The sequence below is a fragment of the Streptomyces aquilus genome (assembly GCF_003955715.1).
In the GTDB taxonomy this organism is placed as follows: domain Bacteria; phylum Actinomycetota; class Actinomycetes; order Streptomycetales; family Streptomycetaceae; genus Streptomyces; species Streptomyces aquilus.
This window is the reverse complement of sequence record NZ_CP034463.1, coordinates 8,424,762-8,437,204: the sequence shown is the minus strand read 5'-3', so window position 1 is coordinate 8,437,204 and position 12,443 is coordinate 8,424,762. Positions and strand designations below refer to the sequence as shown.

Sequence of the window (12,443 nt, the reverse complement as noted above, 5' to 3'; positions counted from 1 at the left end):
GGATGTTCGGTGGCCCTGAACCACACTTACGAGGCAAGGCTGGTCCAGCAGGAGACCGCGGTCGGAGCGGGTGTCCAGATCCTGTTGCTGGCGCTGCTCGGCACCGCGATCGGCATGGGGCCGGCGGGCTGGCTGACCGGCCTCGCCTTCGCCGTGGCCACCTGGGCGGTGCTCTCCCGGGCCCTGCACCGCACCCAGCCCCGCTCGTTCGGCCCCGCCAACCGGGTGACCCTCGGCCGCTCCATCCTGGTCGGCGGGGTGACCGCCCTGGTCGCCGACTCCTTCCAGAGCTCCCCGCCGGTCACGCTCTTCGTCGGCCTCACCGCGGTGGCCCTGATCCTCGACGGCGTGGACGGCAAGGTGGCCCGCCGCACCGGCACCGCCACCCCGCTCGGCGCGCGCTTCGACATGGAGGTCGACGCGTTCCTGATCCTGGTGCTGAGTGTGTACGTCTCGATGTCCCTGGGCCCGTGGGTGCTGTTGATCGGCGCCATGCGCTACGCCTTCGTGGCCGCCGCCCGCGTCTGGACCTGGCTCAACGCCCCGCTCCCGCCGAGCACGGCCCGCAAGACGGTCGCCGCACTCCAGGGCGTGTTCCTGCTGCTCGCCGCCTCGGGCCTGCTGTCGTACACCCTGGAGTTCGCGGTCGTGGCGACCGCGCTGGGGACGCTGGTGTGGTCGTTCGGCCGGGATGTGCTGTGGCTGCTGCGGACCTCGCGTGTGGAGACGCTCCTGGTGGAGGACGTGCGCGAGCTGGTCGCCGGATGACCTACGTGCCGCGCGGCAGCAGCGCGATCGCCGCGGCCGGTACGGCGGCCAGGACCAGCCACGGAACGGCCGCGGGCAGCCCGGTGTCGAGGAGGGTGCCCGTCGCCGAGCTGCCGGTCAGGACGATGAGGCCGGACACGGAGGACAGCGCCCCGGTGTAGAGGCCGAGGCGGCCCTTCTCGGCCAGGTCGGGGACCCAGGCGCGGGCGACCGGGGCGACGAGCATCTGGCCGAGGGTGAGCAGGACGACGAAACCGGCCGCGGGAAGCAGGCCCGCCGTCCCCGTCCAGCCGACGGGGCGGGCCAGGGCCACCACGGCGAACCCGGCGGCGATCAGGAGCAGTCCGGTGGCCATCGAGCGGCGTGGCTCCAGCCGTTCGCCCACCCAGCGGGTGACGGGCAGCTGGGCGGTCACCACCAGCAGGGACGACAGCGCGAACAGCCAGGCAAGCGGCGCCTGGGAGCCGGTGGCCCGCTCCACCTCCGCCGGGAGGGCGAGGTAGAGCTGGTTGTAGGCGAGGAGATAGGCGCCGTACGCGCAGCACAGCGCGAGGAAGCGCCGGTTGCGGAGCAACAGCCGTACGCCTCCCTCGAGTCGGACGCGCTCGCGGCCGGGGAGGTGCTGGGGCAGGAGCCAGGCGTGTCCGGCGAGCACCAGGACGAAGATGCCGGCGCCGGCCAGGCACACGGCCCGGAAGTCCACCGAGAGCAGCAGCGCACCGAGCAACGGCCCCACGAACGCGCCCGCTTGGCCCGCCACCGTGAACAGGGCGAGGACGCGGGTGCGCGAGGCGCCGGTGGCCTGCTCGTGCACCACGGCCTGCCGGGCGACCTCGGACTCGACCGCGGGTGAGAACAGGGCGGCGGCGAAGCCGATCAGCAGGACGGCGCCGATGACCGCCCAGGTCCGCGTCGCGTACCCGAGCCAGGCGAACCCGGCGATGCGCAGCACACAGCCCGCGAGGACGACGGGGCGGATGCCGTACCGGTCGGCCAGCGCGCCGCCCACCACGAACAGCCCTTGTTGGCTGAAGGTCCGCAGCCCCAGCACGAACCCGACGAGCCAGCCCGCCATGCCCACCGCCTGCCCGAGGTGCTCGGACAGGAAGGGCAGTACGGCGAAGAAGCCGATGTTGAAGGCGAGTTGGGTGAGGATCAGCAGGCGGAGCAGTGGCGTGAGCGGGGCGGTCTTGCGCAGGCCGACGGTGAGCGAGGTCATCGAGCCTCCACCAATTGCCTTGTACGAGGCTGCTGTTGGGGCTCGTCCACCGGCTCCCACCGCTTCCGCCGCGGCACCCGCGCCCCGCCCGCCGCCGTCACGGCCAGCGCGCCCAGCAGGGCGAGGACCGCGGCCGGGGCGAGGACGGCCCAGGGGGCGCGCTCGGCGTAGGGCTGGTTCTCGGCGAGCAGCAGGCCCCATTCCGGGGTCGGCGGCTGGGCGCCCAGGCCGAGGAAGGTGAGCGAGGCGAGCGCGAGGGCGATGCCCGGGAGCCGGAGCAGGGCGTGGCGGGTGACGGAGGGCAGCACGGCGGGCAGGAGTTCGTGCCGGAGCAGGTACCGGGAGCCCGCGCCCAGGCCGCGGGTGGCGGTGATGTGGAGGGCCGCCCGTTCCTGACGCAGCAGCGCGGAGGTGTGGGCCGCGAGGGGCGCCCAGGCCACGGCGCCGACGGCGAGGGCGGGGGTGGCCGGTCCGCCGCCGACGACCGCGGTGACGAGGAGGGCGACCAGGACCGGCGGCAGGGCGACGACCGTGTCCACGAGCGGGCCCGACAGACGGGGCAGCAGACCCAGCAGGACGCCGGTCAGCAGTGCGGCGGCGCTGATCGCGAGGGCGAGCAGCAGGGTGTCGAGGGCGCCGTGGCCGACGCGGGCTAGGACGTCCCGGCCGAGTCCGTCGGTGCCGAACGGGTGCTGGAGGGACGGGGGTCGGAGGCGTTCCCCGGTATCGAGGGCGAGCGGGTCGCGGGGCAGGCCGAGGGCGATGACCAGCGCGAGGAGGCCGCCGTACACGAAGGGCTGGAGCGTGCGTGCCGGGGGCTTCGGGCCGTGCAGGGACGGCAGGGCGCCGTCGCGCAGGGCGGGGCCGATGAGGAGGCGGGTGGTGAGAGCCGCGAGGCCCGCGGCGGCGGTTGCCAGCAGGACGAGGGCGAGGGTGCCGGCCTGGAGGACGGGGAGGTCCTGGGCGAGGGCGGCCTGGAGGGTGGTGCGGCCGAGGCCGGGGATGTCGAAGATCTGTTCCACGGCGACCGCGCCGCCGGTCAGGCCGACCGCGAACAGGCCGGTGTTCGGGAGCAGTCCGGGCAGACAGCGCCGGATCGCCTGGCGGGCGATGCCGCGGCCGGGCAGGCCCCGTGCGGCGGCGGCCAGCGCCCAGGGTTCGGCGAAGGCGCCGGGCAGCAGGTCGTCGAGGAGCCGGCCGAGCACCGCCCCGGCCGGTAGGCCGAGGGCGAGGGCGGGCAGGATCGTCCACCGTGGCCCGTACCAGCCGAGGGCGGGCAGCCAGCCGAGTTGGACGCCGACGACGGTGGCGAGCACGGACGCGGTGAGGAACTCGGGCAGCGCGGCGAGGACCGCGGAACCGCCGCCCCCCGCCCGCCGGCCGGCGAGCCGCCAGTGGGCGCCCAGCCACAGCGTGCGCGCGCAGATCAGCGCGGCGGTGACGGCGGCGACCGCCAGGGCGGCCGCCATCAGCAGCAGGGAGGCGCCCAGGGCTTGGAGGACGGCGGGCGTGACCTCGTCGCCGGAGATCCACGACCGCCCCGCGTCCCCGCGCACCCATTTCGCGAGGAAATGGAACGGGCCTTCGTCCAGCCCGAGTTGGGCGCGGATGTCGGCCAACACCGCGGGGTCGGGATCGCGTTCGGCCGAGCGCGCCTTGAGCACGGTGAGCGCCGGATCGGTGCGGGTCAGCCACGGCAGCAGGCCGATCGCGCACACGAGGGCGGCCGTGATCCCGGCCCGCCACAGCAGCGCGGCCGCTCGGTTCCGCATGCGTCAGCGCCGGGTGCCGGTGCCGACGAGGGTGCGCTCGTACGGGTCGAGGAGCGCGCCGCGGACGCCGGTGCCGACGCCGGTGATGATCCGCTGGTGGATCAGGGGGACGACGGCGTCGGTGCCGAGGATCTCCGCCTCGGCGGCCATGGCCGCGTCCTGCCGTTCGTCGGTGTCGGTGACCCGCTCGGCCTTCGCGACGGCCTTGTCCACGTCCTTGTCGCAGAGTTGGGCGATGTCGTAGCCGCCGTCGCAGGTGTAGTCACTGGCGAGGACGGAGACGGGGTCGCCGGTGTCGACGAGGGTGTTGCGGGCGAGGACGAACGCGTCGAACTTCCCGTCCAGCGCGTCGCTTTCGAGCCGCGAGTACTCGCGCACCTCCAGGTCGACCCGGAATCCCGCCTTCTCCAGTTGCTGCTTCAACACCTGGGCGACCTCCGGGAGTTCGGGCCGGTTGTCGTAGGTGGCGAGGGTGATCGTGGTCCCGTCGGCGTCGGCGGGCCGGGCCCGTCCGGTCGGTGCGGTCCGCTTGCCCTCGGCCCAGGTGACGGCCGGCCCGTAGATGCCGGTGCCGGCGTCCGCGTACCCCTCGTAGACGTCCTTGGCGAACACCGAGGTGTCCACGGCCTGGCGGGCGGCGGCCCGCAGACCGGCGTTCTCGAAGGGCCCCGACGCGGTGTTGATCAGCAGGCTGGTGGTGCGGGTCGTCGCCGTCGCCTTGCGCGTGCCCGGGTCGAGGGTGGCGGCCTGGGCGACGGGTATCGCCTCGGCGAGGTCGACCTGTCCGGTGCGCAGGGCGTTGGCGCGGGCGGTGCCGTCGGCGACGAACTTGACGTCGACACCGGAGGCTTGGGCCCGGCCGCCCCAGTAGTCGGCGAAGCGGTCGAGGGTGGCGGCGGTGGCGCCCATGACCTTGGTGAGCTCGAAGGGGCCGGTGGCGTGGCCGACCGGGTCGGCGCCGTCGTCGCCGGCGTAGGCCTTGGTGGAGAGCACGGCGAGGCTCGGGCTGGACAGGCGCAGCGGCAGGACGGGGTCGGGGTCCTTGGTGGTGACCCGTACTCCCGTGCTTCCCTCGGCCTTCGCGGTGAGGGTCACGCCGGCCAGGGCGGCCGGGGCCGGCTTGGCCTCGGTGGCGTGGGTGAGGGAGGCGGCGACGGCGGCCGGGGTGACCTCGGTGCCGTCCTGGAAGTCGGCCTCGCGCAGGGTGAACAGCCAGGTGCGGTCGTTCTCGCGCCGCCAGGAGGAGGCGAGCGCGGGGGCGGCGGCGCCGTTGGCGTCGAGGGCGGTCAGGCCTTCGGTGACGCCGAGGCGGCTGAGGATCGTGGCATCGGCGCCGTACGGCGAGAGGTTCTCGGCGGGCGGGAAGGCGAGCGCGACCCGCAGCCGGGAGCCGTCGCCGGTGTCGTCCGACGTCCCGTCGGCGCCCTCGGAGGCGAAGCAGCCGGTCAGGGCGGGGGCGAGCAGGAGTGCGGAGAGCAGTCGGAGGCGGCGCATCGGCCGGTCACCGTCCCATCGGAAGTTCGAAGTGCAGGACGCCGTTGCCGCCGTCCGGGTCGTCCCGCTCGTCGTGCACGAGCTTGCCGAGCGACCGCCAGAAGGCCTCGGCGCCGGGGACCGACGGATCGGTGTGCAGATATACGGCGCGGTAGGTGCCGTCCGCCGCGGCGAAGGTCAGCAGCTCGGCGACCATCCGGCGGGCGAGGCCGCGTCGGCGGTGCTCGGGGCGGACGTAGAGCCGCCGCACCTGGGCGGTCTCCCCGGAGGGGTAGCGCTCGGCGATGTGGCGGGGGTTCGGCGGGTGGGCGGGGCCGCGCGCGTCGAGGGCGCCGGTGGCGACGATCTCGCCGCCGTCCGGGTCGACCGCGACGAGAAGCGTGTGGCGGGGCGGGGTCAGATAGGCGGCGGCCGGGTCGATGATGTCGCCGTGCCAGCGGGGCACGTACCCGGTGCCGAAGTCGCGGTAGACGGTGTCGAGCATCACGGCTCGCGCACCGTCCAGGTCGTCCGGGCCCGCGGCCCTGATGCTGTAGTCACGCACTTGCACATCATATGCATTAAGGGCGGGTGCTTGATCAACAGGCGATTTGACAGTGATCGGGGACACCCCTAAAACCTATCGACATGACATCCATTTTCAAAAACGGCTTAGCTGTTCCGCCGGGGTGGTGCTGATGCGCATCGCCTTCGTCGGCAAGGGCGGCAGCGGCAAGACGACCCTGTCGGCCCTCTTCTCCCGCCACCTGGCCCGGGCCGGGGCACCGGTCCTGGCCGTGGACGGGGACATCAACCAGCACCTGGCCGAGGCGCTGGGCCACGACGGGCCGCCGCTCGACGCCCCTCCCCTGGGCGCACACCTGAAGGCCATCAAGGACTACCTGCGCGGCACCAACCCGCGCATCGCCTCGGCCGAGGCAATGATCAAGACGACGCCGCCCGGCCGCGGCTCACGCCTGCTGTCACTGCTCGGCGACGACGAACTCCACACCCGCCATGTCCGGCACGTGGGGGACGTACCGCTGATGGTGACGGGCGAGTTCGACGAGAGCGACCTCGGGGTGGCGTGCTACCACTCCAAGCTCGGCGCGGTGGAGCTCTATCTCAACCACCTGGTCGACGGACCCGGCGAGTACGTGGTCGTCGACATGACGGCGGGCGCGGACGCGTTCGCGTCGGGCCTGTTCACCCGCTTCGACATGACCTTCCTGGTGGCCGAACCCACCCGGAAGGGCGTCTCGGTCTACCGCCAGTACCGGGACCACGCCCGGGAGTTCGGGATCCGTATCGCCGTCGTCGGCAACAAGGTGACCGGCGAGGACGACCTGCTCTTCCTCAAGCAGGAGGTGGGCGACGACCTCCTGACCCACCTCACCCAGTCCCCGTACGTCCGGGCCGCCGAACAGGGCCGCGCCCAGGGCGAGTTGGAACCCCAGAACCACCACGCCCTGAACGTCCTGCGCGACTCGGTCGACGCCCACCCGCGCGACTGGCCCCGACTCCACCGCCACGCGGTCGAGTTCCACCTCCGCAACGCCCGCGCCTGGGCGGGCGAGGACCTGGCGTCCCAGGTGGACCCGGAGTACACGCCGGGCCACATCCCCCACTCCTGACCCCTGACCCCGACCACCCCCCTCACAGCACAGACAGGACCACCCCATGTCTCTCGACGTCTCCCCTCAGCTGCTCGCCGAAGCCGAACAGGGCGCCGTCCGCGAGGAGGACTTCGTGGACACCGTCCGCACGTCCCTCCCCTACGCCTACGACCTCATCGCGTCCCTCGCCACCGAACTCAAGTCCGGCACGGCCGACTTCACCGACAACCAGACCCCTCCCCCGTCCGAGAAGGAGCGCGGCCAGCTCCTGCGCGCCCTGGCCAGCGACGCGATCCGAGGCAGTCTGGAACGCCATTTCGGAGTGACCCTGGCCTTCCAGAACTGCCACCGGGTGGCGGCGTTCCGCCCCGGCGCGGAGACGAGCGAGACGTACACCCGCTTCACCTCACTCCGCTCGCAGATCCTGAACCAGTCACCCGAGTTCCGGGACTGCTGACGGCGTTCAGGCGGCTCGGTCGATCTGCGCGCGGATGGACGCGTCGGTTATCTCGGCGTCCGCCGCCAGCAGCATCGCCTTGCTGAGGATCACCGACAGGCGGTCGTCCTCGAAGGGCAGGAAGACCTTCGCGGTGACCCTGCCGCGTGCCGGGACGATGCACAGGTAGGCGTCGTCGGGCTGCATGAGGATGTTGGCCGAGCCGAGGTGGATGCGGTAGGTGCGCAGGTCGCCTCGGACGGTCAGGAAGCGGTCGTCCAGCGTGCAGCGGTCCGCGATCTTCAGGCGGGGCAGGATGCGGATGAGGGCGTCACGGCGGGCCTCGGCGGTCTCCGTGAGGTCGGCGAAACCGGCACGCTCCCAGTAGGCGCGGGCCGGGCCCTGCTCGGTCCAGTCGGGGTCCGCGGCGATGGAGGTCACGCCGACGAAGAGGTCGACATCCCGCATCGCCTCGCTGAAGACCAGCGGGGGTACCTCGGCCAGCGGGGCCTCCGTCCAGTGGCCGTCCAACCGTTGGTCGAAGCGGACCCAGTCCGTCGAGGCCACCGGGTCGTCGTCCGCCCAGTCCACGAAGGAGTGGAGGAAGCGGGCCCGCCAACGGCCCGACACCAGCACGCGCGTCGCCTCGTCGCCGTCGCCTCCGTCCCACGGGCCCAGCAGCCGGCTCGTCCAGCCCCGGGCCCGGAACAGCCCGCGCATCCTGCGGTAGTGGACGAGGTGGGCGGCGAAGCGGTGGGAGTGGAGGCGGGTCTCCTCCTCGGCCGGGGTGAGCCGGTAGATCTCGCGGAACGCCTGCTTGAACGGCTGTCTCACCTGTCCGTCCACCAGCCGGTCCCGCCAGGCGCGTACCGTCTCGGCATCGGCGCGGATCGGGTGCCACAGGCGTACGCAGGCGTCGTCGGGGGCGTCGGGGAGGTCGTCCGCGGCCGGGAGGAACGTCTTCCATGCGCCGGGCGCCGTCTCGATCTCCCAGATCAGTCTGCCGACAACCGTCCGGGCCAGCGGGTGCCCGGCCAGCTCCGTCCGCCACCAGCCGTAAGGGTGGCCGGTGTCGGCCGGCATCCCGCCCTCCAACGCCCGTGCCAGTGTGACCAGTTGGAGGTCCACCCGCTTGACCAGGTCCCGCAGCTCCTTCACCAGGTCACCGTGGTCACGACGGACGGATGCGGGGACGCTCCGCAGCGCACGGCCGTCCTTCTGCCACGTCAGCTGGGCGGTCTCGGTGACCCTGACGACGGCCGCGTAGCCGTCGCCCGCCGGTCTGCGCAGGACACCTTCCTCGTCGAAGCCCAGCCTCGGCAGGCGCAGGGCCACCTCCGTGCGCTGGGCCAGCGCCGCCTCCACCTTCTTCAGCAGCTTGTCGAGCTGCTTGGGGACGCCCGCGTGCCGGGTGACCGAGCGAGCGGTGCGGATGGCGGTGACCGCCTCCGGGGTCGGGAACTCCTTTGCGGCGCGGACCAGTTCATAGAGGAGCGCCTGCGACGGCACCGTCCTCGCCGGGGTCGGCGCGACCGCGATGCCGGGCAGCAGCCGCGCGCACACCTCCGGCAGCCACTCCTCGTCCCGCAGCAGCGCCACCCGCGCGGCCTGTCCGAGCACGGCGACCTCACGTGCCGTGAACGCCTTGTCGGCCAGGTAGGGGATCGCGCCGGACTGGATACCGTCGGCCCGGTCGGCCGCCGCTTCCAGGGCGCTTCGGGCGAAGTCGACGTACACCGGCAGGTCGGCCAGTTTCTGCCACACCTCGGGGGGCGACTCCGGCTCGATGTATGTGTTGACCAGGTCGAGTTCGGTCATCACGGCTCGATCCGCCGGGGTGAGCCCGGTGAGGAGGTTCATCTCGTCCATGGCGATGGGCCCCTCTCCGAGCCGCTGCGCGACCGCGCGCAAGGTCGCGTCGTCCGCGAGTCCGGCGATCAGGAACAGCGCGTACGGGTGCGCGATGGTCTTCCTCACCAACAGGCTCTCGGACAGGGCCCGGGCGGGCTCCGCCAGCTCGGGCCACGGGCCGGCGCACCCCACCAACGCCGCCACCCCCGGCGTCAGGTCGACCGCCCACTCGCTGTGCCGGCTGCGCACGACGAGCGCCTCGAACAAGCGTCGACAGGCGTCGGGGCTGACACGCGGTCGCCGCTCGTCGGCCGCTTGCCGCACCGCCATGGCTGTCCGCCAGGTCGCGGGCGTGACGTCGGCATGGTGCACCCGGTGGGCGGCCGGGAGCAGCTCACCGAGCTGCTCGTCGGTGAGCTGCGCCAGGTCGGCGGACCGGACGTCCCGTGCGAAGGCCGCGTCGGACAACGCCCGCGCCAAGTCGTCGTAGAGCATGCGAGCGATCATGGCAGGCGGCACTGACAGTGCGGCCTGGGCGGCGGCGCGACCGGCCCCGCCCACACTGACAGTGTGACCCTGTGCGGCATCGCGACCGGCGCCGCCCACACTGACAGTGCGGCCTGTGCGGCATCCCGACCGGCGCCGCCCACACTGACAGTGCGGTCTGCGCGGCGGCGCGACCGGCGCCGCCCAGGCGCTCGCGGTCAGCCGCCCCACAAGTCCCGCTCAGTCCTGCCAAGCCGCAGCGCCGGCCCAGCTCACGGCCCGGCCGGCGAGTCCGCGCGCGGCCCTGCGATCACCGCCTCCCCGCCATCGCTCCCACGCTCATCGCCGCACGCCCGGCTCTCCTGCACAGCCCGCTCTCAACCGCGCAGAAACCCCTCCACCGCCTTCACGAAGCTCCCCGCGTCGTCCAGCCACGGAAAATGCGCCGCCCCTGCCTGCACCGCCGACTCGGCCTTCCCGAACAGCCCCGCGTACTCCCCCATCGCCCGCGGCGGTGCCGCCACGTCCACCTCACCCGCCAGTACCAGCGCCCGCCCCTCGAACTCCGCCAGCGCCGCCCGCGTGGCCGCCGGATCGAAGGCTCCCTCCGAGCCGTACACCCCCGCCGCCTCGCCATTGCGCTGCTCCGCCTCGGCCGCCCGCACGGCTCGCGCCTGCTCGTCCCAGCGTGCGAACCAGAACGGGGCGATGGCCTCCCAGTCGTCACCCGCCGCGCGTCCTTCGGTCACCGCCTCCAGCGCCGCGTACGCCGCGCCGAACCACTCCTCGTCCCGGCGCAGCCGCGCGGCCCCCAACCGGTCCTCGGCGGTGATGTCGATGCCGACCGCGTACACACTCGGCGTGATGAGAGCGAGGCGCGCGACCCGGTCGCGGTGGTGGGCCGTGTAGAGGGTCGCAAGGTTGGCCCCGGCGCTGTGGGCGAGCAGGTCCACGCGCTCCAGGCCCAGTTCCTTCCGCAGCGCCTCCACGTCGTCGACCAGCCGGTCGCAGCGGTACGACGCCGGGTCCGTCGGCGTCGCGGAGTCGCCCGTCCCTCTCAGGTCCAGGCGGATCAGCGTGCGGTGGGCGGTGAGGCCGCCCAGGTCGCCGAGGTAGGCGGAGGCCTGCATGGGGCCGCCGGGGAGGCAGATCAGGGGCGGGCCGTCGCCGGTGGCGTGGTAGGCGAGGAGGGTGCCGTCGGGGGCGTGGAAGGTAGGCATGACGTGAGCCTTTCAGCGGACCTCACCTGCGGCAACGTAATAAGTCCCCGCCCCGGTACGGCTCAGCTCGGCGACTCCGCGCCCTCACGCGCGTAGTACCACCACGTCACGCCGATGCAGGTGACGTAGAAGGCCACGAAGCCCCACATCGCGCTGGTGACCGCGAAGTTGGCGAACAGGGCCGGGATGAAGAAGAAGCCGTAGGCGGCGACGGCGGCGGTGAAGCCGGTGACCGCGCCCGCCTCCATCTCGGTCTGCCGCAGGGCCCTGGTGTACTCCGGGGTGCCCTGGGTCAGGCCCTTGAGGTGCCGGTTGCGGAAGATGACGGGGATCTGGCGGAACGTCGAGCCGTTGCCGATGCCGGAGAAGAGGAACGCGGCGAGGAAGCAGCCGAAGAAGCCCGCGAAGTTGCCGGTGCTGCCGCCGGGGAGGAAGTTGATCACTCCGATGATCGAGGCCGCCATGCCGACGAACGACAGGATCGTGACGCGGGCGCCGCCCAGCTTGTCGGCGATCCAGCCGCCGGCCCAGCGGGCGAGGGCGCCGAGGGCCGGACCCATCCAGGCGTAGGTGGCGACGGAGTAGGCCGGGAAGGTGGTCTTGATCAGCATCGGCAGGGCGGCGGCGAAGCCGATGAAGGAGCCGAAGGTTCCGACGTAGAGCCAGGTCATCACCCAGGTGTGCTTGCGGCGGAAGATCACCTTCTGGCGGGCGAAGGACGTCGACGCCGTCTTGAGGTTGTTCTGGCCGAACCACGCGACGGCGGCGAGGACGATCAGCACCGGGACCCAGACGAAGGCCGCGTTCTGGAGGTACACCGTCTCGCCGGTCCTGGTGTTGGCCTGGCCGGAGCCGATCGCGATGACCGAGCTGGTGATGACGATCGGGGTCAGCAGCTGGACGACGGAGACACCCAGGTTGCCGAGGCCGCCGTTGATGCCGGTGGCGTTGCCCTTCTCGCGCTGAGGGAAGAAGAAGCCGATGTTGGCGAGGGAGGAGGAGAAGTTGGCGCCTCCGATGCCGCAGAGGGCGGCGATGGCGGCCATGGTGGTGAAGGACGTGGAGGTGTCCTGGATCGCGTACCCCAGCCAGATCAGCGGGACGATCAGGACGACCGTGGACAGCGCGGTGAAGGTGCGCTGGCCGGTCCTCGGGCCCAGGAAGGTGTAGATCATCCGGGCCGTGCCGCCGGTCAGGCCGGGTATCGCGGTCAGCCAGAACAGCTGCGAGGTGGTGAAGGAGAAGCCGACGTCGGCGAGGTTGGTGGCGGTGACGCTCCACACCTGCCATACGACGAAGGCCACGAGCAGGGCCGGGACGGCGATCCAGAGGTTCCGTTGGGCGACCCGCTTCCCCACGGAGTTCCAGAAGAGCTCGTTCTCGGGCTCCCAGTCGGTGATGTCCCGGCCGGGCCGGTACTGGGCGAGGTCGTACGACCGCCCGGCGACCGTGCTCGTCGCTTCTTGTACGGCAGGCATGGCTGTTCCTGGTGGTGAGGAGGCTGTCCTTGCTTCTTCAGCCTCCTCCGGCGACAAGGGGGACGGCAGGGTCCCAGGACGTGACCACGAACCGCCCTAGGACCCGATGAGCAGGGACTTCCGG

At 72.7% G+C, this 12,443-nt stretch carries 10 protein-coding genes; 3 read left to right on the top strand and 7 right to left on the bottom strand.

Annotated features, from left to right (window positions below):
• Positions 1 to 9: 9 nt before the first annotated feature.
• Positions 10 to 768 (top strand): CDP-alcohol phosphatidyltransferase family protein, encoded by a 759-nt coding sequence (locus EJC51_RS38630; protein ID WP_126275318.1) that lies wholly within the window; start codon positions 10 to 12, stop codon positions 766 to 768.
• A 1-nt stretch (position 769) separates the two neighbouring features.
• On the opposite strand, the gene EJC51_RS38625 is transcribed toward EJC51_RS38630, so the two are convergent.
• Genes EJC51_RS38625 through EJC51_RS38610 form a run of 4 tightly spaced genes read right to left on the bottom strand, consistent with a single transcriptional unit; the run spans position 770 to position 5,797 of the window.
• Complete coding sequence (locus EJC51_RS38625) at positions 770 to 1,987, bottom strand: MDR family MFS transporter (RefSeq protein ID WP_126275317.1); 1,218 nt, start codon at positions 1,985 to 1,987, stop codon at positions 770 to 772.
• Positions 1,984 to 3,759 carry an ABC transporter permease subunit gene (locus EJC51_RS38620; protein ID WP_126275316.1) on the bottom strand — a complete coding sequence of 592 codons (1,776 nt, stop codon included), beginning with the start codon at positions 3,757 to 3,759 and terminating at the stop codon, positions 1,984 to 1,986. Before EJC51_RS38620 ends, EJC51_RS38625 begins: the two co-directional genes overlap by 4 nt.
• Positions 3,760 to 3,762: 3 nt before the next feature.
• The gene (locus EJC51_RS38615) at positions 3,763 to 5,253 is read right to left on the bottom strand and encodes an ABC transporter substrate-binding protein (RefSeq protein WP_126275315.1); all 1,491 of its coding nucleotides are present in this window, start codon (positions 5,251 to 5,253) and stop codon (positions 3,763 to 3,765) included.
• Positions 5,254 to 5,260: 7 nt separating this feature from the next.
• Complete coding sequence (locus tag EJC51_RS38610; protein ID WP_126275314.1) at positions 5,261 to 5,797, bottom strand: GNAT family N-acetyltransferase; 537 nt, start codon at positions 5,795 to 5,797, stop codon at positions 5,261 to 5,263.
• A 133-nt stretch (positions 5,798 to 5,930) separates the two neighbouring features.
• Between EJC51_RS38610 and EJC51_RS38605 the strand changes: the two genes are divergently transcribed.
• Together EJC51_RS38605 and EJC51_RS38600 are read left to right on the top strand one after the other, a co-directional pair.
• Entirely contained in the window at positions 5,931 to 6,866 is a 936-nt protein-coding gene (locus tag EJC51_RS38605) for an ATP-binding protein (RefSeq protein WP_126275313.1), read from the top strand.
• 46 nt (positions 6,867 to 6,912) lie between these two features.
• Positions 6,913 to 7,305: an SCO5389 family protein gene (locus tag EJC51_RS38600; protein WP_126275312.1), complete on the top strand. Its 393-nt coding sequence runs from the start codon at positions 6,913 to 6,915 to the stop codon at positions 7,303 to 7,305.
• A gap of 6 nt (positions 7,306 to 7,311) precedes the next feature.
• On the opposite strand, the gene EJC51_RS38595 is transcribed toward EJC51_RS38600, so the two are convergent.
• The 3 genes from EJC51_RS38595 to EJC51_RS38585 all read right to left on the bottom strand — a co-directional run bounded on the left by EJC51_RS38595 (position 7,312) and on the right by EJC51_RS38585 (position 12,319).
• Entirely contained in the window at positions 7,312 to 9,630 is a 2,319-nt protein-coding gene (locus EJC51_RS38595; RefSeq protein WP_126275311.1) for a DUF4132 domain-containing protein, read from the bottom strand.
• 368 nt (positions 9,631 to 9,998) lie between these two features.
• A complete protein-coding gene (locus EJC51_RS38590; RefSeq protein WP_126275310.1) occupies positions 9,999 to 10,841 on the bottom strand; it encodes an alpha/beta fold hydrolase in 843 nt (280 codons plus the stop codon).
• A gap of 62 nt (positions 10,842 to 10,903) precedes the next feature.
• Positions 10,904 to 12,319, bottom strand: coding sequence for an MFS transporter (locus tag EJC51_RS38585; protein ID WP_126275309.1), 1,416 nt, complete (start codon positions 12,317 to 12,319; stop codon positions 10,904 to 10,906).
• Positions 12,320 to 12,443: the final 124 nt, after the last annotated feature.